Origin of the sequence: Paenibacillus herberti, from assembly GCF_002233675.1 — a bacterium.
In the GTDB taxonomy this organism is placed as follows: domain Bacteria; phylum Bacillota; class Bacilli; order Paenibacillales; family Paenibacillaceae; genus Paenibacillus_O; species Paenibacillus_O herberti.
The window spans coordinates 2,377,128-2,401,472 of record NZ_NMUQ01000001.1; the positions used below are offsets into that span (position 1 = coordinate 2,377,128).

General features: G+C 55.2%; 20 protein-coding genes and 1 riboswitch. Of the genes, 6 read left to right on the forward strand and 14 right to left on the reverse strand.

What is annotated here, in order from left to right; genetic code table 11:
• Positions 1-31 precede the first annotated feature (31 nt).
• From CGZ75_RS10920 to CGZ75_RS10945, 6 genes are all read right to left on the reverse strand, one after another.
• Positions 32-1,129, reverse strand: a complete 1,098-nt coding sequence (locus CGZ75_RS10920; protein ID WP_089524187.1) for a CgeB family protein — start codon at positions 1,127-1,129, stop codon at positions 32-34.
• Between the two features lie 103 nt (positions 1,130-1,232).
• Positions 1,233-1,799: a hypothetical protein gene (locus CGZ75_RS10925; protein WP_089524188.1), complete on the reverse strand. Its 567-nt coding sequence runs from the start codon at positions 1,797-1,799 to the stop codon at positions 1,233-1,235.
• Positions 1,800-1,863: 64 nt separating this feature from the next.
• Positions 1,864-3,348, reverse strand: coding sequence for a glycosyltransferase family 2 protein (locus CGZ75_RS10930; RefSeq protein ID WP_176444763.1), 1,485 nt, complete (start codon positions 3,346-3,348; stop codon positions 1,864-1,866).
• Between the two features lie 84 nt (positions 3,349-3,432).
• Positions 3,433-4,254, reverse strand: coding sequence for a sugar phosphate nucleotidyltransferase (locus CGZ75_RS10935; protein WP_089524190.1), 822 nt, complete (start codon positions 4,252-4,254; stop codon positions 3,433-3,435).
• A 33-nt stretch (positions 4,255-4,287) separates the two neighbouring features.
• The gene (locus CGZ75_RS10940) at positions 4,288-5,520 is read right to left on the reverse strand and encodes a hypothetical protein (RefSeq protein ID WP_089524191.1); all 1,233 of its coding nucleotides are present in this window, start codon (positions 5,518-5,520) and stop codon (positions 4,288-4,290) included.
• A complete protein-coding gene (locus CGZ75_RS10945) occupies positions 5,514-6,665 on the reverse strand; it encodes a glycosyltransferase family 2 protein (RefSeq protein WP_089524192.1) in 1,152 nt (383 codons plus the stop codon). The genes CGZ75_RS10940 and CGZ75_RS10945 overlap by 7 nt, the downstream gene beginning before the upstream one ends.
• A gap of 314 nt (positions 6,666-6,979) precedes the next feature.
• On the opposite strand from CGZ75_RS10945, the gene CGZ75_RS24515 reads away from it, so the two are divergent.
• Positions 6,980-8,104 (forward strand): hypothetical protein, encoded by a 1,125-nt coding sequence (locus CGZ75_RS24515; RefSeq protein WP_141136717.1) that lies wholly within the window; start codon positions 6,980-6,982, stop codon positions 8,102-8,104.
• A gap of 176 nt (positions 8,105-8,280) precedes the next feature.
• Here CGZ75_RS24515 and CGZ75_RS10950 read toward each other — a convergent pair whose 3' ends face one another.
• The 8 genes from CGZ75_RS10950 to CGZ75_RS10990 all read right to left on the reverse strand — a co-directional run bounded on the left by CGZ75_RS10950 (position 8,281) and on the right by CGZ75_RS10990 (position 17,292).
• Positions 8,281-9,177: a WIAG-tail domain gene (locus tag CGZ75_RS10950; protein WP_176444764.1), complete on the reverse strand. Its 897-nt coding sequence runs from the start codon at positions 9,175-9,177 to the stop codon at positions 8,281-8,283.
• Between the two features lie 211 nt (positions 9,178-9,388).
• Positions 9,389-10,315 carry a bifunctional hydroxymethylpyrimidine kinase/phosphomethylpyrimidine kinase gene (gene thiD / locus CGZ75_RS10955; RefSeq protein ID WP_089524194.1) on the reverse strand — a complete coding sequence of 309 codons (927 nt, stop codon included), beginning with the start codon at positions 10,313-10,315 and terminating at the stop codon, positions 9,389-9,391.
• Positions 10,315-11,613: a glycine oxidase ThiO gene (thiO, locus tag CGZ75_RS10960; RefSeq protein WP_089524195.1), complete on the reverse strand. Its 1,299-nt coding sequence runs from the start codon at positions 11,611-11,613 to the stop codon at positions 10,315-10,317. Before thiO ends, thiD begins: the two co-directional genes overlap by 1 nt.
• Complete coding sequence (locus CGZ75_RS10965) at positions 11,610-12,464, reverse strand: thiazole synthase (RefSeq protein ID WP_245850777.1); 855 nt, start codon at positions 12,462-12,464, stop codon at positions 11,610-11,612. The genes thiO and CGZ75_RS10965 overlap by 4 nt, the downstream gene beginning before the upstream one ends.
• A 3-nt stretch (positions 12,465-12,467) precedes the next feature.
• On the reverse strand, positions 12,468-13,307 hold the full coding sequence (thiE, locus tag CGZ75_RS10970; RefSeq protein WP_089524196.1) for a thiamine phosphate synthase: 840 nt from the start codon (positions 13,305-13,307) through the stop codon (positions 12,468-12,470).
• Positions 13,308-13,367: 60 nt separating this feature from the next.
• Positions 13,368-14,516 carry a ThiF family adenylyltransferase gene (locus CGZ75_RS10975; protein ID WP_245850778.1) on the reverse strand — a complete coding sequence of 383 codons (1,149 nt, stop codon included), beginning with the start codon at positions 14,514-14,516 and terminating at the stop codon, positions 13,368-13,370.
• Entirely contained in the window at positions 14,509-16,269 is a 1,761-nt protein-coding gene (thiC, locus tag CGZ75_RS10980; protein ID WP_089524197.1) for a phosphomethylpyrimidine synthase ThiC, read from the reverse strand. The genes CGZ75_RS10975 and thiC overlap by 8 nt, the downstream gene beginning before the upstream one ends.
• A gap of 345 nt (positions 16,270-16,614) precedes the next feature.
• Positions 16,615-16,718: riboswitch (TPP riboswitch) on the reverse strand.
• 73 nt (positions 16,719-16,791) lie between these two features.
• On the reverse strand, positions 16,792-17,292 hold the full coding sequence (locus tag CGZ75_RS10990; protein ID WP_089524199.1) for a hypothetical protein: 501 nt from the start codon (positions 17,290-17,292) through the stop codon (positions 16,792-16,794).
• Between the two features lie 364 nt (positions 17,293-17,656).
• Between CGZ75_RS10990 and CGZ75_RS10995 the strand changes: the two genes are divergently transcribed.
• The 5 genes from CGZ75_RS10995 to CGZ75_RS11015 all read left to right on the forward strand — a co-directional run bounded on the left by CGZ75_RS10995 (position 17,657) and on the right by CGZ75_RS11015 (position 24,304).
• Positions 17,657-19,132, forward strand: coding sequence for an NAD(P)/FAD-dependent oxidoreductase (locus CGZ75_RS10995; protein WP_089524200.1), 1,476 nt, complete (start codon positions 17,657-17,659; stop codon positions 19,130-19,132).
• Positions 19,133-19,203: 71 nt separating this feature from the next.
• Positions 19,204-19,818, forward strand: a complete 615-nt coding sequence (locus CGZ75_RS11000) for a TetR/AcrR family transcriptional regulator (RefSeq protein WP_089524201.1) — start codon at positions 19,204-19,206, stop codon at positions 19,816-19,818.
• A gap of 231 nt (positions 19,819-20,049) precedes the next feature.
• The gene (locus tag CGZ75_RS11005) at positions 20,050-21,030 is read left to right on the forward strand and encodes an ornithine cyclodeaminase family protein (protein ID WP_089524202.1); all 981 of its coding nucleotides are present in this window, start codon (positions 20,050-20,052) and stop codon (positions 21,028-21,030) included.
• A gap of 12 nt (positions 21,031-21,042) precedes the next feature.
• Entirely contained in the window at positions 21,043-22,206 is a 1,164-nt protein-coding gene (locus tag CGZ75_RS11010) for a dipeptidase (protein ID WP_089524203.1), read from the forward strand.
• 4 nt (positions 22,207-22,210) lie between these two features.
• On the forward strand, positions 22,211-24,304 hold the full coding sequence (locus CGZ75_RS11015) for a CocE/NonD family hydrolase (protein WP_089524204.1): 2,094 nt from the start codon (positions 22,211-22,213) through the stop codon (positions 24,302-24,304).
• Positions 24,305-24,345: the final 41 nt, after the last annotated feature.

Here is a 24,345-nt window from a genome sequence, read left to right on the forward strand (position 1 = left end):
GCTCAGGTCATGCATGCTCCCTACGTTGTTCTCAATGTAAACCGAGCTGGTCTAGCAGCGATCCAACCCGAGCCGTGAATGTATGCTCGCGCAATGTGCGCAGCATTCCGCGAATCGCGATGGCCCGACGCTCGTCTTCATGGTTCAAATAATAACGAATCTTGGAAATCAGTTGGGACGCAGTTCTGAAGGTAGCCAGGTCGCGGCCCGGAGTGTAATAGCGCACGAGATCATCCCGCATGTCGGTCATCTGTAACGTACCGCAAGCAGAGATCTCGTAGGTTCGCGGATTGATCGAAGCCCCTCGCAAGCCTGCATCGTTGTGATTGTCCTGGCCTGGAATCGTCGTCCGATGAATATTCAGAACGATTTTAGCGCCATTGTAAAAGTTCACAGTCTCCTCAACCGGCATGTAACCCCGTCGAATCCATGGGCTGTACCTGTTGAAGCTTCTCAAGCGTTCCCACAAGTCACCCGCGATGACAACTCGACGCCCTTCCAGTGCCGGAAGGACTTCATTCAAGATGTCGATACGATTCCAAAACCCCTGCCCGACAAAACAAACGTCGCTACGATACTCGAGCCCAACTGGCTTTGCCTGGAACATCGCAGGATTCGCTCCAAGAGGTAGGTAATGCACATTTGCCGCGCCGAGCTGCCGGTATAACGGAATCGTCTCCAGCTCATGCGTGAAAATATGATCGTAGTGCGTTACGAGTTGGCTAGTTTCCCGCGTAAAATAAGGATCATCTGCGAACCAGATCGCCGTCCGAATGCCCATCTCCCGGATTGCCGTAATCTGAGGAATGTGATTCGCTGGAAATACATGCAGGCCATTCATCACGAGCACCAGATCCGGCCGGAGCTCGGCAGCCTGCTGCTGCATCCCTGCCGGATCGCAGGAATAGACAACCTCGGCATGCTGCTGGAGCGCGTCCATCACTCCCTGGTCAATCGCGTAGAACCCCTGCGGTACGTAAAGGATGCGGAGTGAGCGTTTGACTACAACAGGCTGAACCACTGAAGCAGCAGCACTGCTAATAGCGCCGTCACGCCTTCCGTAATCCAGACCGACTGCGCGGCCTGCCCTTTGTCCTGCTCCTAAAAGCTGCGGCCTATGCCTTGTCATGCCATATGCCTCCTTTCTCCTTCAACTACTGTATTCTTCTGGGGCCCTATCTTCGTGGTCACTTGTCCTTCAAGCTTCAAAAACGGCGAATGACCAGCCTGCTTTAGGGCTGCGTCTCGTATGCGAACTGCATCCCTTCCTCATAACCTTGGCCGAAGCCGACATTGTAACCTTCGGTATAACTTTGTTTGAACCCAGCTTGGAAGCTGGACGGTCCCTTTTTACTTGGCGCGGCCTGCACGGGGGTTCTGCGTACGCCTTGGCGCAGCTGCTTTTTTGCAGCGATGGTGCGCTTGCGGGAGCGTTGCAAAGCTTCTTGCTCTTTTAAAGTCCTGCTCGGCTTCCCGATTGTTTCCAGAACCCTTTTCCACTTGGAGCCGGCGTTGGTTGCTGGTTTGGTTCCAGCTTTTCTGCCTAATTTGGTTCCAACTGCGGTTCCTAATTTGCTTCCGGCTTTTCTGCCTGTTTTGGTTCCGACTGCAGTTCCAAGTTTGTTTCCGACTCTGCCCCCTGTTTTGCTTCCAAATGCAGTTCCGGCTTTGTTGCCTAATTTGGTTCCGACTCTGCTTCCGAGCTTTTTCGTGCCAACGCTGGATGCGGCTTTGCCATACGGCTTTGCGGCAGCTCGTCGGTTAGATCTATTTGATATTGAAAGTAAATATATAGCCATTGATGTTGCCTCCTAAAGTTTGAATTGGCCACCTAAACCGGCTGGCCGGATTGATTCCGATCGCTTACAGCCGTTGCAACAGCTGAGGCGGCGAAATGATCAGCAGACCGACCGGAAGCTTCTCTGCCTCCTCCTGCGTAAGCTTGCGCACAACCGGTTTGCTCGACAGTCCCCAGTCCTCAACTGTTTGCTGGTTCAGGAACAGCCGCAGCTGTCCACTCTCGACGTATGCCAAGCTGTCGCTCGGCAGCATCACCAGTGAAGGGGGTACAGTGCTGCTGCCAGTGGCTTCCCCAGCGACTTCTGCAGATGAAGCAGCGCTGCTTGCGGCGACAGCGATCGCTGCTTCATCCGCAGGCGATGCCTCTGCTGTTGTGAATTCGGATGCACTGGCCGCATCTCGTATTTCCGGCAACGGCGGTGCAGTTGAGTCACCGTGCCAGCGAAATACCGCTTGCTCAGCCAGAATAGGCTCCAGCGAGACTCGAAGTCGACGCAACAGCGGCATCGCCAGGCGAATGGCTGGATGCGGCCATTCGCCGATAATTTTCCAGCGGCAGCCGTTCTCAAGCCACCAAAGCGTGCCATCCGCACCTGAAGCGGCTATGCCGCCTGGATACAGCTGAAGCTCATTTCTTGCAGCTGTTACGCTCCGAGCCATTGATGCCGATTGCTCTATCCATGCGTCGGCATGCTCCCATTTGCGCTGGAAGAAGCTTCGGTTGTGTCGCGTTATCTCTTCCATACGGCTGCCAAAGCCACGAATACTGACATTGCCGTAATGATGAATGAACGAATCTCCGGCGATAACAAGCTTCAATCCATTTAGCCGCGTCCTGAGCCCATAATCGTCATCCTCGTAGTTGCCTATCGCATATCCCTCATCAAAGTAACCGATCGCCCCCATCAGCTCCCGTCGCATCAGCATGCAAAAACCGGTCAGTCGATCTGTTTCTCGCCAGCGGTCAGGGTCTGGCTCGTTATGCTTGCGCGCCCATTTATGCATGCCGGAAATTGTCTCGTAAGGAACGGAAACAAGCTGAGAGCCGCTGATGAAATTCGTCACCGGGCCGACAATCCCGACATCCGGCAACTGCTCAAGGCAGGCCGTCATATTTTCCAGCCAGCGTTCGGTCACGATCGTGTCGTTGTTGAGCAGCAGCAGCTTTTCTCCGCGTGCCATCATCATGCCTCGATTGACCGCCGCGGCGAAACCGGCGTTATGCTCCATGATGCCCCAGCGCAATCGTTCGTGGCCGAGCTTGCCGATCAGGCGAACCAACATCTGTGCCGTCCCGTCGGTAGAAGCGTTATCCACGACGATGATCTCGTAAGGCTCTGGCGTATGTGCGAGGATGCTGTCGATGCATTGGCTCAAATAATCGCATTTGTCAAAGGTCGGAATTATGATACTCGTACCCAGCCAAGGCACTCCAAACGCTTGGCGTCCAGCCTCCTGACCTTGTACATAGCCATCTCGCAGCCCCTGCTTATACTGTTGCTTATCTGCTTCTGAAGGACGGCGTTTCGCTCGCTTGGCGGATCTCATACCCACTCCTCCTTCCTTGACAGCCATCTGCGATTCGTTTAATGCTTCGTTCAAGTGGTTTTGAATATGGATGTTTTTGTAAAATTACGATTCATCCCTCATGAGGTCGGTTTCGACAACCGTTTCACCGCTTGCAGCGCTTGTATCATTAGCATCGATCGTAGCGCTTGAATCGTTGGCCTCTTGCAGTCGTTCCTTCATCCAAATAGCGGCCTCATGCAGCGAATCGAACGTTCCCGCATCCGTCCACCAGCCGGACAACACCTCATGGCGCAACATGCCGTTTCGAGCATAAACGTTATTTACATCGGTTATTTCCAGCTCGCCTCGGGCCGATGGCATGGTTGCCGCGACGATATCAAACACGCTGCCATCGTACAGATAAATTCCAGTCACACTGAATTTCGTTGTTGGGTTCACCGGTTTCTCCTTAATCATCTCGATCCCTCCGGCTTCGTTGAAAACAGGCACTCCATAGCGATGCGGGTCGGGCACTTGCTTGAGCAGCACCATCGCCGTTCCTGCCTCTTGCTTCATGTAAGAGTCGATATAAGGTCTCAGCGAGTTCTCCACCAGATTGTCACCCAGCAGCATAAGAAACTTTTCCTCTCTAGCGATAAAAGGCTTCGCCAGATCCAGCGCCTGCGCGATGCCGCCAGCCTGCTCCTGAATCAGATAAGTGATGCGAGCTCCATGCTCCGCCCCGCTACCGAGGTAGTTAATGAACAGGTCGGCAGACTGCCGCCCCGTAACAAGCAAAATTTCATCCGCACCGGCCTCTGCAAGCGTCCGAACCGCGTAGTGGATCATCGGAAAGTTGTAAACCGGCAGCATATGTTTATTCATCAAGCTCGTCAGCGGGCGGAGCCGGGTGCCGGTGCCTCCCGCGAGCAAAATGGCTTTCACTTCAGCTTCACTCCTTCAACTATTCGGGGCCAGCTACATCCTGGCCGCCGCCTCGCGATCGCGGCTGAGATCGGGATACCCTTGCCGGGGGCTTCTCACGGCACTGTAGATCGCCTGCGCGTAAACGGCCTGGTCGTTTGGTTCCCCTTTGCCGGAAGGCTTCATCATGACTGGCACAGCGACTCCCCCGCCAACAAGCAGTGATGCAAGAGCATGGGGCGGCGAGGCTAGCGAACCATCTGCAAGCAGCTGCAATGCGGACTCATTTAGGGCAAAAGGAACCTGCTGGAACGAAACCGCCGTGCGCTTTTCTCCACCGAGTGACCAATGCAGAAAGGCGTTTAGCCGCGTGCTGTCGCTCCACTGCGAGAACGGCTTGCGACAGGCGCCGTTATCCTGCAGCGCCGCCGCTGCACGCCCCGGCAGGCAAGCGCTCAGTACTGAGCGCAGCATAGCTCCACCCGTGGGCTGGGCGGCCGACTCCGCATTGGCGAACAGCACCGCCGCCGGCCTGAGCCTAACCGTAGCGGCTGCTCCGATTGCTCGAGCCAAGGCCGCATCACCGCCGGCCAGACGGAGCTGAACTCGCTGTAGAGCGGTATTTCCGTAGAGCATATTGGCTTCTAGTGTATCGCCCGGCTCTTCCCTAGCAAGCTGAATCATTCGCAGCAAAACCTCGGATTCCGGCCCATCGTTTGCCTCAATCATGCGCCATCCGTCTGCGTTCTCCACAGGGTTCATCAACGCTGCTTGGGCTCCGTACTCAACGAGCACCATGCTGCGACAGCCAATCCCTGCCAGCCAGTTTGCACCTTGCTCCAACGCAGCTCTGTTGGTACCAGTCAAAACAACCCCACAACCTGCCGGGAAAGCCCAACTGCCAAGCGGTGGCCAGCCCGGATTGATCGCACTTCTTCGCTCAATTAGTCGACCTCTTCTCGCGAGCCCCGCCGGACTTCCTCCAAGTTCATGCCTTTGAGCTCGCCCTCCTGAGCCTTGCTTGGAAGTAGCTGCCCCAGTGGTATCCGGCTCAGGACGCTTGCCGAAGTCAGATGCAGCTCGCTTTGGCAGCGCAGCCCTGCGCCTTTTGTTTACTGAGCTTTTAGCCGATGCAGGATTCTCCTTGTCGATGCGTCTCCCTTTGACAGCCGGTGCAGGATGTTTGGCAAACGGAGCAGGTTGCTTCTTGATTGGCTCCGCCTTGCCGGGAATGAAGCGCTTTGCACCCGGCAGTGGAACCCGGCCGTTCCCCTGCGGCTTCAGCATGAGAATCCGCTCCTTTCTTCAAGTTCCGTAAGCAGCGGAGACGGCAGTGCTTTGACGGACAATACTTCGAACAACTGGTCCCGTTGCTCATCCGACAGCGCTTCGTCCGACCATATTTCCGGCTGCTCATCTGGTTGCTCATTTAGCAGTGCTTCGACGGATAATGCTTCGTTCGGCTCATTCCATTGCTCATCCGGCAGCGCTGACTCCTGCGGCGACAATTGCTGCTGTTCTTCTTCAGGCTCACCATTCGGCGATTCGAACAGCCGAGACAAGGGTTCGAGCCCGCTCACAAACAGCTGCCCCTCCCTTTTTAACTTCCAGATTGACTGACCTCTGTTCTCTGCCAGCCAACAAGCGGCTTCCAAATGATCACCGGTAATAAGCTTATGGAGTGGGTTCGTACGCTCACGTTCGAGCCGTCTGCGGTTGAGCTTCCCGACATTGACAGGGTAGGTCCGAGAGATGACCAGTCCGGCTAGAATCGCCTTGACTTGGGCTAGCGGTGGCACCGCCAACGACTCCAGACCAATCCGCTCAACAGCGTTACGTGACATTGCATGCGGGATGGCAGTTAGTGAGGCTCCTTTGAGATCCTCGCGTCCGGCCATCGCATTCAACGAATATTTAGCAAGCACGACGGGATGCACCGTGTTACTGGATACCGCTCCGGAGTAGTTGTTCAGGGCAATATCCGTCGCTCCACTGGCGACTGCATGCACGAACGGAATCAACTTTGATGTCGGGACGATGATGTCTCCGTCCAGGAATAGCAGCACCTTGCCTTTAGCAGCGCGTGCACCTACACTGCGCCCGACGTCATGGCCCAGCGCACGAGGAACGAGGATTACTCGAGCTCCCATACGAGCCGCAATCTCGGCCGATCCGTCCGTGGAGCCATTAGCCACGACGATCAGCTCTGTATGCGGATGGACCTTCCTGGCTTGCCTAAGCACAGCAGCAATCGTTTTCCTCTCGTTCATGACCGGGATGATGACCGACACTACGGGCAGGGGATTCGGCTTGCTTGGAGCAGATCTTGGTCCATAGCCGGCAGTACCAGAGGGATGTTTCCTCGTTCTCTTCCTCCGGGCTTTTTTCCCGGACGGTTTCCTGCCCTTGGGGCGTGGCCGTGACTCTCTCATCGTCTCACCTCTCTTCTAGCCAGCTTATGAGGGCAGAAAGCAGGTGGAAACGGCATTTGTACAGGTTGGACTGATGCCCACCATAAAGGGCTGGCCTTCTATAACCGATGTATTCGTGGATTCAATAGCGACGTTTTTAGATTGCATGCGCTTGAGTTTCCGGGGAGGTATTTATCGCAGAGAATGGGGATTGAAAAGTTGAACTAAATATGACCCCGTTGGGTGTGGGAGCTGCGCCGATCCTTCAAGTAACTTTTGTTACTTGAGCGGCGCGTCGTTGCTCACTTAGAACGAAACCAAGTAGCTTTTGTTACTTGGTTCGGGCTACGGGCCTACGTGGTGGGCCATCAAGTAACTTTTGTTACTTGGTTCGGGCTACGGGCATACGAGGTGGGCCATCAAGTAGCTTTTGTTACTTGGTTCAGGCTGAGGGCATACGAGGTGGGCCATCAAGTAGCTTTTGTTACTTGCTTCGAGCTGCGAGCCTGCGTGGTGCGACACCAAGTAGCTTTTGTTACTTGATTCGGGCTGAGGGCATACGTGGTGCGACACCAAGTAGCTTTTGTTACTTGGTTCGGGCTACGGGCCTACGTGGTGGGTCATCAAGTAACTTTTGTTACTTGGTTCGAGCTGCGAGCCTACGTGGTGCGACACCAAGTAGCTTTTGTTACTTGATTCGAGCTGCGAGCCTACGTGGTGCGACACCAAGTAGCTTTTGTTACTTGATTCGAGCTGCGAGCCTACGTGGTGCGACACCAAGTAGCTTTTGTTACTTGATTCGAGCTGCGAGCCTACGTGGTGCGAAACCAAGTAGCTTTTGTTACTTGGTTCGAGCTGCAAGCCTACGTGGTGCGACACCAAGTAGCTTTTGTTACTTGGTTCGGGCTGCGAGCCTACGTGGTGCGACACCAAGTAGCTTTTGTTACTTGGTTCGGGCTACGGGCATACGAGGTGGGCCATCAAGTAGCTTTTGTTACTTGGTTCGGGCTGCGAGCCTACGTGGTGCGACACCAAGTAGCTTTTGTTACTTGGTTCGGGCTACGGGCCTACGTGGTGCGACACCAAGTAGCTTTTGTTACTTGATTCGAGCTGCGAGCCTACGTGGTGCGACACCAAGTAGCTTTTGTTACTTGGTTCGGGCTACGGGCCTACGTGGTGGGCCATCAAGTAACTTTTGTTACTTGATTCGAGCTGCGAGCCTACGTGGTGCGACACCAAGTAGCTTTTGTTACTTGATTCGAGCTGCGAGCCTACGGGGTGCGACACCAAGTAGCTTTTGTTACTTGGTTCGGGCTACGGGCCTACGAGGTGCGACACCAAGTAGCTTTTGTTACTTGGTTCGGGCTGCGGGCCTGCGAGGTGGGCCATCAAGTAGCTTTTGTTACTTGGTTTGGGCTGTGGGCACATGCACAATCGTAACAATAGCGTCATTTAAATAGAAAAAAGGGTGCTGTTAGCTTCAGCGCACATTGACTAAAACAGGTTGAACGAACCCGCAGCACACCAAAAGCCCGCAGGCTGATGAGAGCATGATGCTCTCATCAGCCTGCGGGCTTTTGGGATCAAGATGATGTGTCACTGAGCTAAGATTGGAAAGTAGGAGTCCGCTGTATCGTTACAATACTGGTTTGCCTGCGGCAATCCAGTCCAGGCGCCCCTTCGTATTGCCCTCTTCCTGAGTGCGGATCAGCGTAACGACCGCTTCAGCGCCAAGCTTGGCGCGCACGACAGCGTGGCAGAACGGTACATCAAGCGAACAGGCCAGTGAATATCCGGCATCTTGAAAAGGGGTTTGTAGACGGATAATAATATCCACCCGATTACGGTCACGGAAGTCAAAGGGGATCGTCCCGTGTTGCAGCTCGCGGACATCCATAGGTTGTTTCTCTTGTGTCAAAGAAGATCGACCATTGAAAACTTCGTTCTTCAATTGGGGAATTTCTGGAATGGTCCTGCTTTCTGGAGCCATGTATTTGGGCTGGAGGTTCTCTTTAACGCTACTCGGAATGGACACCGTTCCCCGGAAACGGCCGCTCTCGCCATTCCCCCCCCCATCTGACCACTCCTCCGCCAACTGATCGCGGGGCAGCAATCGAGTCGTTGGTGACGTTTTTATTTGCAGGGATGGACTGAAATGAAACTCCTTTAGATCCGGGCGTTCCGTAGCGTCTGTTGTTGCATGGAAGTCCATTTTTGACAAAATATTATCTTCCTCTTCAGCTCTTTGCGCCTCCAGCGGCGCCTCAGCCACAGCAGCAAAGCCATGCAGCTTGACCTTACGGATCGCCCCGGACTTGCGGGAAGTTACCGGCACCTCGGGCTGCTCGGGTTCGTCAGCACCGTTCAACCAATCCAACTCGGAATACATTGGGTTATCCACCTGGAACATCGGTCGCGATTGCTTTTTTTCATGGATTCTGCCGCTGGAATCGTTCTTTCCTTTAGGTGCGTACGGAGCCCCACTTGGGACAAAAGGCTTGCTGATCTTGGCCGCTCTTCCGTTCGTTTTCATGTCCATGCTCCTTCATAGGCGCTATTATCTTATCCTATGCGATAGCTCCTCTTCGAGATACCAGCCCTTGAAAACGAAGCTCTCCGTTGAGCCGGATTAATCCGTCTGTCGCGCCAAGTTCCCGCTAACTTCCCCACTGCAACTAAGGAAAAACAAGACCTCTAGCGGATGCCCCAAGCGTAGCAAGCCTCCTCGACCGGCAAAGCCGATTTTAATCTGTGCCGTCTGCCCTAATTCCGGCCAGCTCGGCCTCAGAAGCATTCCGTTCACTCGATTCACTCGGCCCCTCCATTCTCCAAGCGGCGTGCCAGAGAGATCCAGTACCGCCGCCAAGCGGTCCAGCAGCACGAATAGCCGCCAGCGTAAACGACTTAGCCTGACGCACCGCTTCCTTCATATCTAGCCCACGTGCAAGTAAAGCAGCCAACGCCGAGGCCGTTGTACAGCCGGTTCCATGTGTATGGCGAGTAGGCATGCGTGGTGCGATATACCGCTCTGGACTTCCAGGCGCATCTGCGGATAGCAAAATATCGACCGCTTCGCTGCTGCCCGAGAGGTGGCCTCCTTTCAGCAGTACATGTCGGCTTCCGAGTTTCAACAGCTCGCGCGCGGCAGCTTCCATCTGGTCGACCGTAGCGAGCTCACTTTCGTCCCAACCGAGCAGTGCACATGCCTCCGGCAAATTAGGCGTGATCACCTCCGCAAGCGGGAACAACTGGCCTCTCATCGACTCCACCGCTTGTGCCTCCAACAAACGAGAGCCGTGCTTAGAGATCATAACAGGGTCGACAACGAGGCTACGGATGCGAGAGTACTCCAGCTTAACGCATATCGCCTCAATCAGATCTGATGAGAACAGCATGCCGGTTTTGATCGCATCAGCTCCGATGTCGTCAAGCACGGAATCCAGTTGTTGCGCCACCGCTTCCGCCGATAGGGGATGTACACCTTGAACGCCGAGTGAGTTTTGCGCGGTGATCGCGGTCACCACGCTCATGCCGAAAACTCCGAGCTCCTGGAACGTCTTCAAATCCGCCTGGATTCCAGCGCCGCCGCCCGAGTCCGAGCCTGCTATAGTAAGTACACGCTTAACGGGTTCATACCCGCCGGTTACCGCAGGCGCTATCCATCCACTCATTAAAGCTTCCTCCCTTGGCTAACGTCTCCGCCAAATGCCAATGAATCCATGACCACCGTGCTGACTGTTCCAGCTGCACTTGCAGCTACTGTACTTGCTTCGCTTACTGCGACGCCTATCGCTCCTACACCAGCCAAACTAGAGCTCACCGAAGTCCCCCTCGAGGAGCTTCCTCGGAAGCGCTCCGGATGGAAGGCACCTAACAGCGGGAGCGGTCGATCCTCCAGGAGCGATAGCACTGCCGCGGCAGTTGCTGGAGCGAGCAATATACCGTTGCGGTAATGGCCAGCTGCGAAAATGACTTGAGGATACTCCTCAAGCCGGCCAATGAGCGGCCTGCCGTCGCGGGTCGCGGGCCGCAAGCCCGCCCAGCGCAGCTTGGGCATCACTCCACCCAGCAGCGGGAAGGTGCGTGCACTCCAGCGTTCCAGTCGGCCGATGCCCTTTTCGGTGACGTCCGTGCAAAATCCGGCAACATCTTCCGATGCGCCGCAGACGAGCCTCCTGCCTGATTTCGCCACCCAGTACGCCTGGCTGGAAAACACCATATGGCGCACCATGCCATCAGGCACTTCGTAAGAGCAAATCTGCCCACGAATGGGATGGATCGTCTCCGGCATACCGAACATCCGCTCGAACTCGCCGGTCCATGCACCGGCGCAAATCACGAGCCGATCCGCCTCGTAGCTGTCCCCGCTCTCGGTTGACAACCGGACGGGGCTGCGCCATCCTTCCGGCGGATGCAACTCAAGCGCGGCCAGGCCGCCTGCACCGCCAGCCATCCGCACGCCATGCTGCCGACAGGCCTGCTCAAGTGCAGCCGCCAACTGCGGCGCATCCACATGGGCTTCCGTCGGCGTATAAATGCCGCCTACCGCTCCCGCGGCAAGAAGCGGCTCCAGCCGAGCCACATTTGCCTCATCAAGCAGTTCACCGCCGCTGCCAGCTGCCTGCTGCCAGCGCAGACGGGACTGCATCGGCAGCAGGTCAGCCTCATGAAAAGCCACGCCGATGCTGCCGGTGCGGCGCAGGCCGACGTTTATGCCGCTACGTTCCTCCACCAGGCGCACCCAGTCGGGATAGCGGCGCAAGCTGTCTAAGCAAAATTCAAAAAAAACATCCGGCTGTTCCGGGTTTTCGGAATACGGAGCGAGCATTCCAGCGGCAGCGCCAGAGGCTTGACCGCCGAAGCTGCCTCTTTCAACAATCGTTACCTCCCGTTCTCCTGAGCGGGCCGCTTCAAGGGCGCACGACAACCCGATGATGCCGCCGCCGAGTATTAACACCCTTTCTTTCATCCCTGCGCCGCCTCCATCCACGCTGCATCCGCAGCAAAAGAACTCAGCTTGCCAGCCTCCATACTGCTCGCAGAGGCATACGGCAGCTCGGGAATCCGTCCCGCAAGCCGGGCCAGACGCCCCGCGCGGATGGCAAGACTCATCGCTTCCGCCATCGCAACGGGATCACCGGCTTTGGCCACCGGCGTATTGGCAAGCACAGCTGCAGCTCCCAGCTCCATTGCTTGCACCGCATCCTTTGCCGAGCCGAGTCCTGCGTCGACGATGACCGGTACTGGTGACTGTTCAGCGATAAGGCCTAGGTTGTACGGATTCAAAATACCGAGCCCTGTACCGATCGGCGCGCCGCCAGGCATGACGGCCGAGGCTCCAGCCTCGGCCAGATAACGACACAGAATCGGATCATCGGAGGTGTAAGGCAACACGGTGAAACCTTCTTTTACGAGCCGCTCCGTCGCCTTCAGCGTCTCAACGGGATCAGGCAACAGCGTGCGGGCATCTGCACTAATCTCGACCTTGATCCAGTCGCCCAGCCCGGCAGCTCGGGCGAGTCTGGCGATGCGCACCGCTTCGTCGGCGTTGTTCGCACCCGAGGTGTTGGGCAGATAGGTGAGCGTGCCTTCCGGCAGATGTTGCAAGATGGAATCATCCGCTACCTCATCGAGATTGACTCGGCGCACGGCGAAGGTGATCACTTCAGCTCCGCTTGCCTGTAACGCCTGTAGCATAACGGCCGGACTTGGGAAACGTCCCGTTCCGAGGAAAAAGCGGGAAGTCAGTATTTTGCCTCCAATTGTCCAGCTGTCCGGCGTGCTTTTCTGCCCTGCTTCCCCATGCATGCCTAATCTCATCCCTCAGCCCCCCCCTACAAAATGAACCAGTTCCACCGTCATACCGCTCCGGAGTCGCAGCCCGCTCCATTCCTCGCGGGGTACGATAGTCCCGTCCGCCTCAGCAACGATGCGCCTTCCGGTAAGCCCTTTTTCCTCAACAAGCTGCTGCAGCGTCATCGAACCGGTGCGATGCCTTCCTCCATTAAGCATGATTTCGGCCTCTCCTGCTCCACTAACAGACGAGGAGATCATCGCCTTCAAGCTGCGGCAAACAGCCGCAGGGTCCTCGCTACCTACAATCGCGGAAACGGCGCAAAGCCTCGTTGCACCGGCATCCAGCACCTCCTGAGCGTTGCCGAGATGAATACCGCCGATGGCTACCCATGGAATGCGCACATGTCTCGCCGCCTGGCGCACATAATTCAGCGTTACCGCCGGCCTTCCCGGCTTCGTCCCGGTCGGGTAGACCGGACCAACTCCGATGTAATCCGCTCCGCCGTCCTCAGCGGCCATCGCCTGGTCCAAACTATGCGTGCTGACACCGACGATACGGTCCGGCCCCAGCAGTTCCCTTGCTTCGCGAAGCCCATGATCCTCCTGGCCCACATGCACGCCATCAGCGTCTGCTTCAATGGCAAGCTGCGGATAATCGTTCACAATAAACGGAACTCCGAACTCTCGGGTCAGTCCCCGCAGCAGCCGAGCCTTTTCCAAAAGCTCGCTCTCCTTGGCTGTTTTATGCCGCAGCTGGACAATATCCGCCCCGCCGTAAAGCGCCTCGCGCATGACCTCCTCCATCGTCTTGCCCGGATGGTAATTTTCTGCTGTTATGACATATAGGCTGAAATCCAGCTTTTTCATTCCAAACGACCCCTTTCTGTACTTTCTCCACCTCATGTGCTGTGCTGGCCTGCTATTATTTCAGCCTGTCAAATAAAGCTCACAGCAGCGAAGCGCTTCTTCTGGGTCGCTTGTGCCTTGCACGAGCACCCGCCCGTCAGGAAACACAACTAACCTTCCCTCTCCGGTCGGCAACTCGGCTCGCAGCAAGTACGGATTCTGAATGACGCTGCAGCCAACCTGCTCCAGTCTCCTTCTGTACATCCCAGGGTCTCCAGTTGCTCCAAGCTCCACCTGAACAGTGTCGCGGCCGCAAAGTACCGCTGTGACTGCTGTTTTGGCCGCTTCTACACTATCCAATGTATGAGAAACAACCGTCGCACCGCTGCATATCCGGCAGCTTGCGGATGGTCCCGGCAAACGCATTTCACGCAGCGAAAGCGGCCAGACACCAACACTTGCGAGCGTACGCCGAATCTCGCCGCGATTGCCGCTCAGCCATTTGAGAGCTTCCGCCGCTTGCAGCGCGGCAACCATCTCAACCGCCGGCGAAAGCATGCCGACTGTGTCACAGGTCTCGCCGCTCTCCTGCTCCTGCTCGCCGCCGATCAGGCAGCGCAAGCAGCAGGTCTCGCCCGGTACAAGCGGAGCGCTCATACCGGAAGCCCCTGCGATTCCTCCGTACATCAGCGGCACGCCGTTTCGGAAGCACCAATCATTCAGGCAAAGTCGCACAGCTGCATTATCCGTGCCGTCAAGCACGAGATCACAGCCTGCCGCCGCTGCCTCCAGCGCTTCGGGTGAAGTTAGATCGGCGACGATCGCCTCTATCTGCACCGAGCTGTCGATGCGGCGCAGCTTATCCGCGGCGGCAATCGCCTTCGGCAGGCTGAGATGCGCATCATCCTCGTCGAACAGCATCTGCCGCTGCAAATTGCTCCACTCCACGTAGTCCCGGTCTGCCAGCCTCAGCTCGCCGACTCCCGACCGGACCATATGCTGTGCCAGCGATGCGCCAAGCGAGCCGACTCCGACAATGAGCACACGCGAGCTCCGCAGCGCGAGCTGCCCATGCTCGCCAATTGGCGCAAAACGCATTTGCCGCGAATGCCTTTCACGCGCTGGCTCGCTGAGACTCATATTCCATTCCCGCCGCTGCCCGTCACCGTCCTTACGACGAGAGCCGCCAGCGGATAATAACGCTGCAACCGCCCCATTACGCTCAAGCATAAATCTTGCCGCCGCCCGCCTTAAAGGCATCGGATTTTTCGCGCATACCGGCCTCGATTGCCTCAGTCGTCTCCATTCCTTCCCGCTCCGCAAAATCGCGAATATCTTGCGTAATGCGCATACTGCAGAACTTCGGTCCGCACATGGAGCAGAAATGCGCATTTTTCGCCCCTTCGGCAGGCAACGTCTCATCGTGGTAGCTCATCGCCCGCTCGGGATCAAGCGACAGATGGAACTGGTCGCGCCAGCGAAACTCGAAGCGAGCTTTGGACAAAGCGTCGTCGCGCAATCTTGCCCTTGGATGGCCCTTCGCCAAATCCGCTGCATGAGCAGCGATTTTGTAGGTAATAACGCCTTCCTTCACATCTTCCTTATTCGGCAAGCCAAGATGCTCTTTCGGCGTCACGTAACAGAGCATGGCGGTTCCGAACCAACCGATCATCGCCGCGCCGATCGCGCTCGTAATATGGTCATAACCAGGAGCAATATCCGTGGTCAACGGCCCTAATGTATAAAATGGAGCCTCGTCGCAAACAGCGAGCTGACGGTCCATATTTTCCTTAATCAGATGCATTGGCACATGGCCCGGCCCTTCAATCATCACCTGCACATCATGCTTCCAGGCGATCTTCGTCAGTTCGCCGAGCGTATCCAGCTCCGCAAACTGCGCGGCGTCGTTGGCATCAGCGATGGAACCGGGACGCAGACCGTCGCCGAGCGAGAAGCTGACATCATAAGCTTTCATAATCTCGCAGATGTCCTCAAAATGCGTATACAGGAAATTCTCCCTGTGATGCGCCAAACACCATGCAGCCATAATAGAGCCGCCGCGGCTGACGATGCCCGTTACCCTTTTTGCCGTCAACGGTACATAACGCAGCAGCACTCCGGCATGAATCGTGAAATAATCGACGCCTTGCTCCGCTTGCTCGATCAACGTATCGCGGAATACTTCCCAGCTGAGATCCTCAGCTTTGCCGTTGACCTTTTCCAGAGCCTGATAGATCGGCACCGTGCCGACAGGTACAGGAGAGTTGCGCACGATCCATTCGCGCGTCGTATGGATGTTTTTTCCAGTGGACAGATCCATGATCGTGTCGGCTCCCCAGCGGGTCGCCCAAGTCATTTTTTCCACCTCTTCCTCAATCGAGGATGCTACAGCGGAGTTACCGATATTCGCATTGATCTTCACATGAAAATGCCGCCCGATAATCATTGGCTCAATCTCGGGATGGTTGATATTAGCGGGAATAATTGCACGTCCTGCAGCCACTTCGCTGCGTACGAACTCTGGCTCCATACCTTCGCGGATAGCGATGAATTCCATCTCCGGGGTGATGATGCCCTTGCGCGCATAATGCAGCTGGGTCACATTTTGGCCGGACTTGGCACGTTGCGGCTTTCTCCCGCTCAAGGGGAAAATCTCCGCTCCTTTTTGGGAAGCCCCTTCTGCGGTAGTAAAACCGTTGTCCTCCGGGCGGATGCTGCGGCCTTCGTAACACTCGGTATCACCGCGTCCTACTATCCATGCCTCACGCATTAGCGGCAAGCCGCTGCGAATATCCGCTACGTAACTCTCATCCGTGTAAGGGCCGCTGGAATCATAAACTCTCACGGGCTCATTCGGTACCTGTTGTCCGCGTACATCGCTGTCCGACAGTGCGATTTCGCGTACAGGAACCCGAACCCCCGGATCTTGTCCTTGTATGTAGACCTTGCGGCTACCTGGTAGGGGCGTTGTCATAATTGCCATAATACAAAAAACCTCCTCGTGGAATCTGAAAGACATCCGCTAGGAGGCAGAGAGAGAAAGCTTGGAAAACGGTGCTTGAGCCTGCGGTATCATACCGCACTGGGCTCGCTTGTCTGTTGCGGCTTTAAGCCGCTGCAGCTTGCCCCTTAACCTTGCCTGTCTCGCCATGGAGGCGTCCGCCCCGGCCATGTTGCCGGTAAAGCGTTCGACTACCGAAGCTTCACAGCTTCGCTTCAGCGACTGCATGTCGCTTGGGACGGCTCGCCCTTCCTTTTCAAAGAGAACGGCGCAAAAAAGCCGCCTCCGAAAAGGAAGCGGCGAAAGGGCTCAGGTATGACAAACCAAGGCACCGTTCAACCACTTTCCTACGCTGGCATAACCCAGATCAGGTTCAAAGGGACCAAAGCTTCGCTTTATCTCAGCCCTCGCGGGCGCCCCTAGTGGATATCATTGGTATGAATGTACCTTATAAATAATTGTACGTCAACTGCAAGGAATTTCTCGCTCTAAACTTCACTAGGTTCAGACAAGCACACTGTTATTAACATACAATGTTTTTCCAGTAGCAGCTGCTACTAACGCTCCCGTTACTTCAATGTTCCTGATTTCGGAGCCAAGCCCTAATGCGAGATTCAGCATTCTAAAGCTGAACTCGCCAACTCTTTCTCCTTCGGAGTCGGTTGCATAATACTCCGCAGTAGCGGAGCTACCAAAGGGAGTGTAGGTAGTCAATTCATATCGAGATGAAGCGCCTATCCCGGGTGGAATATCTCTAGGTGAGGGAAGCGAAGTGTCTCCTCTAAGGGAATCAAGTATGAGCCGGTAGGTAGAGTTATTGACAACATAAAAACTTATTGTGCTTACAGCGGACACGGTTTCATTGTCCGTCAAACCAGCGGGACCCCTGCGCCCTGACGGGATGCAGAATGTTTGAACGACGATAACAAGCAGAATGAACAGAACCAAAATGACGCCAATACTCGACTTATTGCGATTGCTGATTGTAGCGAATTCCTCATTCATAATGTTAGCCTCCTCAACTATAAGAAAAATAGTAGCTATTAACTATTTTCATAATATGAAAAAGAAAGGCTGGCGGACTCAATCTAATGTCCCTATGGAATGAAAAATTCTAGTTTCTCTTTTGCAAGACTACATGTAGGCCGACATCCATGGCTAATCCGAGGGCCGGCACATTGACTATCGAATCTAGCCTGCACATGAAGGAGAGTCGCTCATACCCGCCAATTACAGGGGAAAACGGGACAAATCTAGCAAATTGACCGTTTAAATCACCTTGACAGAACAAGCCATATAGATTTATGTTTTGATTGACTTGTTCAGTCAATATTCATTCAATTAATTTAAGTATAAAGGAGCAATCATCATGTATGCTGACTCGACATCGAAGGAACTCCGATCAAGAGCGGTCGTCATCGGAGCCAGTATCGCCGGCTTGCTTGCGGCCAAAACGCTGTCCGCGCATTACGAAGAGATCGTGCTCATCGAGCGTGATGAACTCCCTCTTCAGCCGGCGAACCGACCCGGCGTACCTCAAGACCGCCATCCACACCGGTTGCAGGATCTGGGCAAAAACGTGCTGACCGAGCTTTTTCCGGGCTGGACCGACGATCTCCTGGCCGCCGGAGCCTATGAGCGCGAGGGGAAGGAGATGCATCTTATCTCGCCGCTCGCTGCGCTGCAATTCCCCTACGACAAGGACGAAGGCTGTTCCCGACCGCTGCTGGAATGGGTCATCCGCCACCGGGTGCTGGAGGAGCCGCGCATTCGTTTGCTTCAAGGCCGGGAAGCGGCCGCCCTGCTATCCGCGCGGTCAGGCGATCAGTTCGCCATAACCGGAGTCCGGCTCAAACAATCGCGTGGAAGCACTGGCGATCCCCAATCTCCTGAGGATATCATGGCAAATCTCGTCGTCGACGCATCCGGCCGTTACTCGAAGCTGCCCGTCTGGCTGGAGCAGCTCGGTCTCGGCAAACCGGTTATAGAAAGCCTTCATGCCCGCCTCGCCTACAGCACCCGCTATTACCGAATCCCGGAGCATCTGCGCGATAAATACGCCACGGTTCTAATCGATGGCGATCCTGCGCGGGCCGAAGGCTCTGGCGTATTCAGCCCGATCGAGAACGGCCTGGCCGAAACGACGATTTACGGCGCAGGCGGAAAGTACCCGCCGGTCGCTCCGGACCAATACGAGCCGGCAGCCGCCGAGCTGATCCATCCGCTGCTGGCAGACATTCTCGCCCAACTCGAACCGGTCGGCGATCCCCAAGGCTTTCGCGTGCCGGAATGCCGCTGGACGCATTATGAATCCTTTGCCCACTGGCCCAGCGGGCTGCTCGTCATCGGGGATGCGATCTGCAACTTAGATCCGATCTACGGCCAGGGCATCACGGTGGCGGCAGCCGAAGCAGCGGAGCTGGGCAGAGTGTTAGCCGAAACAGCCGATGGCTCGGAAGCCGATCCTTCCGGTTCCAGCTGGGAGCAGGGCTTGCTCCACCGCTTCGCATCCATCGTGCTGCCAGCGTGGTGGACGATTGTCGTAGCGGATCTGAGATGGCCGGGCGTCACCTATGACGGTCCGATGTCGGGCCGCGGTATCTCATTTTGCCAGACGTATCTGGACATCGTGCGCAAGCAGGCGCTTCAAGGCGGGGATATGGAGCTGTTCAGCCTGATGATGGGCGTAAGGGGACTGGATGCCGCTCCGTCTACGCTGTTCGGTGAAGAAGCAGTCCGCTCGATTCTGATCCGATGCGGTCGGGAGGAATGGCTGGAGGAGGTTCTCGATCCTGGAGAAAACCTCGGCCAGTTCCTGAAGCTGAACCTGCCTTTCACAGCTTGATTGCTCCCGTGCTTGGAATAAGGTATCGTAAAGGTACACGAGCTCTTATTCAGATTTGAGGTTGAACCGATATGGCCCCCTACAACGAAGACCAACTCCTTGCCATCCGTGACGAGCGCAGAGAGCAGATTCTGGGAGCAGCGCTTGGCGTCTTCGCCCGCCATGGCCCTGCCCTCACCAAGATGAGCATGATTTCCCAGGCCGCAGGCATCAGCCACGGCTTGCTTTACCACTATTTCAAATCCAAGGATGAGCTGTTCATCGCACTCGTCAGCGAGGCCATGCTCGGCGCAGGCGACGCAGTCGAGGAGATGCTGGAGCATCCGGGCTCCATCATCGACAAGCTGCGGCATTTCCTCCATGATGCGATGAGCGTGGAGACCCGGCTGTTGTTTCTGCTGATCCATCAGGCACGAACTTCTCACGGCGTGCCGGAGCAGGTGCGCGAGATTATCAAGGATTATTCGCTCGGCTGGTTCGCCGCTAGGTTGAAGCCGCTGTTCCTCCAAGGCCAACGCACCGGCGAGATCGCATCCGACGATGCCGATCAGCTCATCGAAGGCCTGCTGACTGCGGTGAGCGGCTCGATGTTGCTCCACGCGAGCGACGAACACAATATCCCGCTGATGAATCCCGACCATCTGCTGCGCCTGGTGCTCGCGCCGGATCACATCCAGCCTTTGTGATCGGTTCATAGGAAACACCAAGACCGCCCAAGACGAATGAAATGATTCGTCGGGCGGTCTTGGTGTTTTTGAGAGTGTGGAAACTCGTAAAGAGAACCTCCAGGTAAGTAGGTTTACAATGTTTGGCTAGCGTAACTGCCATTGGTAGACCAAAAGTTGTGGAGCCTAGTGCTTCTCGACTAAGATATTAAGATCAGGATTAACCCATACATAGAAGCAGGTGAGCGCCTCATGTTAGTCATTGATCGAGACGAAGTATCCGAATTATTGTGCATGGAATCATGCATCTCGCTTATGGAAATTGCGCTCAAAGACTTATCCGCCGGACAAGCCGAACAGCAATTGAGATCTGTCGTCCCGGTCCGCGAAGGTGGATTGATGGGACTAATGCCAGCTTACTTGGTGCGCGAAGGAATCGTTGGAGCTAAGCTGATTAGTGTTTTTCCTCATAATCACAACAGCGGGCTTCCCTCCCATCAAGGCGTAATCGCTTTGTTCGATGCCACCAATGGCAGCATGAATGCAATTGTCGACGCTCGCAGTGTGACCGCGATTCGCACGGCAGCCGTCAGTGCAGCCGCAACGAAATTGCTCGCCAAGCGGGACTCGCGTTCGTTATCGCTAATCGGCACAGGCGAGCAAGCGCAAAGCCATCTTGAAGCGATGCTTCTTGTTCGCCCCATCCAGCGCGTCAGCGTTTGGAGTCCAAATAGGGAGCATGCACTCCACTTTCAAACCAAAATGAACGCCAAATACGGTGAGCGATTAACGATATCCGCTTGCAGTTCCGCAGAGCAAGCTGTCGCAGACGCCGACATCATATGTACGATCACTTCTTCAACAACGCCTGTTTTGCAAAATGAATGGATTCCCGAAGGCGCCCACATCAACGCCGTTGGAGCTTGCCGGGCGAGGGACAGGGAGCTGGCTACCGCAATCGTGAAACGAGCACAGCTTTATGTGGATCGCCGCGAATCCGCCGAAAACGAAGCCGGGGACTACTTGATTCCGCTCAGCGAAGGAGCAATTGGCAGCGATCATATCGTCGGTGAAATTGGCGAAGCTCTGCTCGGCCAAATTCAAGGCAGAACTTCGGAGGAGCAGCTTACGCTGTTCAAGTCGTTAGGGCTTGCGGTCGAGGATTTAGCGGCAGCAGCATTCATTTACAAACAAGCCAGCTTGCTTGGTAAAGGCAAAGTTATCGGAATTTAGGAGAGTGCTATTTTGAATAAACATTCAACTCGGTATGACTTTCAACTGTCTCCAGAACAAGAACAGCGTGCGCGTGACATTCATGAGCGGAGCATCGTGATCGACCTTCTTTTCCAGGGACCACTTTCTCCGACCGTCATTCCAGAGGACATCTCCAATGAGATCCGCAATGAATGCGAGCCGCTTAAAGACGATCCAATGACTTATAGCGCCCATCCGTCCAAACGGCTTCGCCAAATGTCAGCACGCGGTGTGCTAACTGAATTTAAAGATGAATGGTATCGCTCCGGCATTACGGCGGGCAACCGTGAGCTCGATTTATCGGGCAAAGAAGCGATTATGATTAGCATGGGTGAAGTGCAGGAGCAATTCGACCGCGTAGATTGGCTCGTCAAAGCCTTGACTGCTGCCGACATCCGGGAAGCTAAAGCGCAAAACTTCAAAGCCGGCATCGTCACCGCGCAGGACCCAAGCGGCCTCGGTAAAAACCTTGAACTTCTCGAAGCGCTTCACGGTTTTGGCCTTCGTGTTCTCCAACTGACCTACAACAACCAAAACGCCATCGCTTCAGGCTGCATGGAACTGGCAAACGACGGTGTTTCTAACTTTGGCATAGGCTTCATTCGCAAGCTGAACGAGCTTGGCATCGTTGTTGACACCGGCCATTGCGGCAAACAAACGACGTTAGACGCCTGTCGGTTATCAGATAAACCGGTCATCGCCTCGCATACGGGTGTAGAAGCGATTTACCCGCATCGCCGCTGCAAAAGCGATGAAGAAATTAGAGCAATTGCGGCAACTGGCGGTGTTATTGGCGTATTCGCCATGCCTTGGTTTATCCACGAAAACCCTCAAGAAACAACGATTGATCATGTGCTTGATCATATCGATTACATCGTCAAGCTTGTTGGCGTAGATCATGTCGGTATCGGCACCGATTGGCCAATGAGCGATGTTGACTGGTCCCTGGTTTATTTTAAGGAGCATATCGCACCTAAGCTTGGTTTTGCCAAAGGAGACGGCCCTTCCACAGAACTAATTAAGGGTTTGGAGCAGTACGGCTTGTTCATCAATTTTACACGCGGGCTAGTTGCTCGGGGTTACAGCGATGAAGAGGTCGGTAAAATAATTGGCGGCAACTGGCTGCGTGTATTCGAACAGGTATGGGGGAACTAGAGCGATGACCATCTATAATTTCTATTGCGCAGGTGTTTTTGAAGGTAAAATTCGCTTTACCGATGATAAAGTCATGCATGCCAAAGTGGATGCGCGGCGGCGCACGCAAATGCAGGAAAATGTACTGAACGAGCGGGCCAAATACGTTCTCCCACTCTCCAAAATCCGCGAGGCGCTACCCCTATATCGCAAAACCGAATGGGCAGGCGAACGAGTTAACATCGAAAACGGAGAAACGTATCACCGGCATCTAACTTACCAGGACGAGAGCGGCCGGGTTTCCCAAGTGTGGGCGAAGCGCCAGGATACCGCGGTGGATATTGTGACGCTTGACGGCGAAATTATTGCCTTCCTGTGCCCTAACCGTTACGGCATGGAACTGATTGTCCAGGAAGGTTATGAAAAGCTGACACCGCTTGTCGTTTACGACGATCCGCAGCTGTCCAAGCCGGAGTACGGCGTGAACGAACTAGGCACTTTCCTCGTTCCCATGCGAGACGGCGTACAGCTGGCTACGGATGTTTATTTACCAGAGGGCATCCAGTTTGGCACCCGCCTGCCTACGATTCTGGTACGGACTTGTTACGATCGGCATCTACGTAAAGAAAGCTGTCTGCGTTGGGCGAATAAAGGTTATGCCGTCGTGAATCAGGACGTTCGCGGACGCGCGGATTCCGAAGGAGATTTGGTTCCGTTTTATTATGAGCGCGAGGACGGCAGTGACACAATCGATTGGATCATTGCGCAGAACTGGTCAAACGGAGATGTCGGCATGTGGGGCGCTTCGTACCTCGGTTATGTCGTAATGGCAGCTGCCACAAGCGGCCATCCCAACCTGAAAGCTGTCGTTAATGAAGTCAACGTTGGCACTCCTTTTGTCGATACGGTGCGCAGGGGCGGCACGGTATGCTCCTGGCCTTTGCTCAGCTGGACGCTGGCACAGTCGGTCGGCACGCGAACTGACTTTGATATTTTCGGAGGCATAACGGTCGATCCGGCCAAAGCGGTCGAGGCACGTCCACTCCGCGAAATTCCGCAGCAGATGATCGGCAAAAGCTCCGGTCCATGGGATATGTGGAGCCAGCATCCAGAATACGACGATTACTGGCGCGGTTGTACACATTCAGAACGTGCCCATCAAATACAAGCTCCGATGTTCGTTATATCCGGTTGGTATGACGGAGACAGCCCCGGTGTATCGGAAACTTGGCGGCTGCTCTCGGAGCATGATGTGCCAAACCGCAAAATCTGGCTCGGTCCATGGGAGCACGGTCCGAATCGAGCTCGCGACTTGCAAGGCGTTGCTTTTGGCGAGGATGCCGTTGTCTACGACTATGATGCCAATGTACTGCGCTGGTTCGACCACTTCCTGAAAGGCGTTAACAATGGCATCGATCAAGAGCCGCGTGCGCGTTATTATGTAGTCGGCGAAAATAAATGGCGGACATCCGAAGATTGGACGCCGACGGAGTCAGCGGTGGCTCCATTTTATCTGAGCAGTAATGGACGAGCGAACTCGGCCTTCGGCGATGGTACACTTTCAACATCTCTCCCGGTTGAAGCCCGTACCGATGTTTACGTTTATAATCCGGCCGACCCCGTCGCCGATTCTGGTGAGCGGGTACCTGAAAATCGCCGCAGCATCGAGCTCCGCCAAGACGTGCTTTGTTACACCGGCGAGAAGCTCACCGAGGAGATTATAGTCGCGGGTGAGTTATCCGCCGTTTTATACGCATCTAGCTCAGCCGTTGACACAGACTGGGTCGTCTCGCTCAGCGATGTTGATGAAGCGGACAACTCGATTTTATTATCCAGCTACATTGTCCGCGCCAAGTACCGCCGAGGTTATGATAATCCAGAGCTGCTGACACCCGGCCAAGTGGAACGCTTCGATATTTTCATGCCTAATATCGCCCATCGCTTCCCTGCCGGGCACCGAATCCGTTTCTCCGTCACATCGTCAAGCAAGTTTGTCGCGTTCCCGAACTCCAACACAGGCCTGAACCCGTATGACGAGCAGGAGGCTATCCCGGCGACACAAACGATCCATCATTCCGAGCAGTATCCAAGCCATATTTTGCTTCCGGTACTGGTATAAAACAACTCCTGACTCCCGCAGAGCTAAGCAAAAATATCCCG

What these genes read in the sequence shown, in the direction of transcription:
- CGZ75_RS10920 (WP_089524187.1), bottom strand. Translation starts at nt 1,129, where the DNA reads ATGACAAGGCATAGGCCGCAGCTTTTAGGAGCAGGACAAAGGGCAGGC.
- CGZ75_RS10925 (WP_089524188.1), bottom strand. Translation starts at nt 1,799, where the DNA reads ATGGCTATATATTTACTTTCAATATCAAATAGATCTAACCGACGAGCT.
- CGZ75_RS10930 (WP_176444763.1), bottom strand. Translation starts at nt 3,348, where the DNA reads ATGAGATCCGCCAAGCGAGCGAAACGCCGTCCTTCAGAAGCAGATAAG.
- CGZ75_RS10940 (WP_089524191.1), bottom strand. Translation starts at nt 5,520, where the DNA reads ATGCTGAAGCCGCAGGGGAACGGCCGGGTTCCACTGCCGGGTGCAAAG.
- CGZ75_RS10945 (WP_089524192.1), bottom strand. Translation starts at nt 6,665, where the DNA reads ATGAGAGAGTCACGGCCACGCCCCAAGGGCAGGAAACCGTCCGGGAAA.
- CGZ75_RS10950 (WP_176444764.1), bottom strand. Translation starts at nt 9,177, where the DNA reads ATGAAAACGAACGGAAGAGCGGCCAAGATCAGCAAGCCTTTTGTCCCA.
- thiD (WP_089524194.1), bottom strand. Translation starts at nt 10,315, where the DNA reads ATGAGTGGATGGATAGCGCCTGCGGTAACCGGCGGGTATGAACCCGTT.
- thiO (WP_089524195.1), bottom strand. Translation starts at nt 11,613, where the DNA reads ATGAAAGAAAGGGTGTTAATACTCGGCGGCGGCATCATCGGGTTGTCG.
- CGZ75_RS10965 (WP_245850777.1), bottom strand. Translation starts at nt 12,464, where the DNA reads ATGAGATTAGGCATGCATGGGGAAGCAGGGCAGAAAAGCACGCCGGAC.
- thiE (WP_089524196.1), bottom strand. Translation starts at nt 13,307, where the DNA reads ATGAAAAAGCTGGATTTCAGCCTATATGTCATAACAGCAGAAAATTAC.
- CGZ75_RS10975 (WP_245850778.1), bottom strand. Translation starts at nt 14,516, where the DNA reads ATGCTTGAGCGTAATGGGGCGGTTGCAGCGTTATTATCCGCTGGCGGC.
- thiC (WP_089524197.1), bottom strand. Translation starts at nt 16,269, where the DNA reads ATGGCAATTATGACAACGCCCCTACCAGGTAGCCGCAAGGTCTACATA.
- CGZ75_RS10990 (WP_089524199.1), bottom strand. Translation starts at nt 17,292, where the DNA reads ATGAATGAGGAATTCGCTACAATCAGCAATCGCAATAAGTCGAGTATT.
- CGZ75_RS10995 (WP_089524200.1), top strand. Translation starts at nt 17,657, where the DNA reads ATGTATGCTGACTCGACATCGAAGGAACTCCGATCAAGAGCGGTCGTC.
- CGZ75_RS11000 (WP_089524201.1), top strand. Translation starts at nt 19,204, where the DNA reads ATGGCCCCCTACAACGAAGACCAACTCCTTGCCATCCGTGACGAGCGC.
- CGZ75_RS11005 (WP_089524202.1), top strand. Translation starts at nt 20,050, where the DNA reads ATGTTAGTCATTGATCGAGACGAAGTATCCGAATTATTGTGCATGGAA.
- CGZ75_RS11015 (WP_089524204.1), top strand. Translation starts at nt 22,211, where the DNA reads ATGACCATCTATAATTTCTATTGCGCAGGTGTTTTTGAAGGTAAAATT.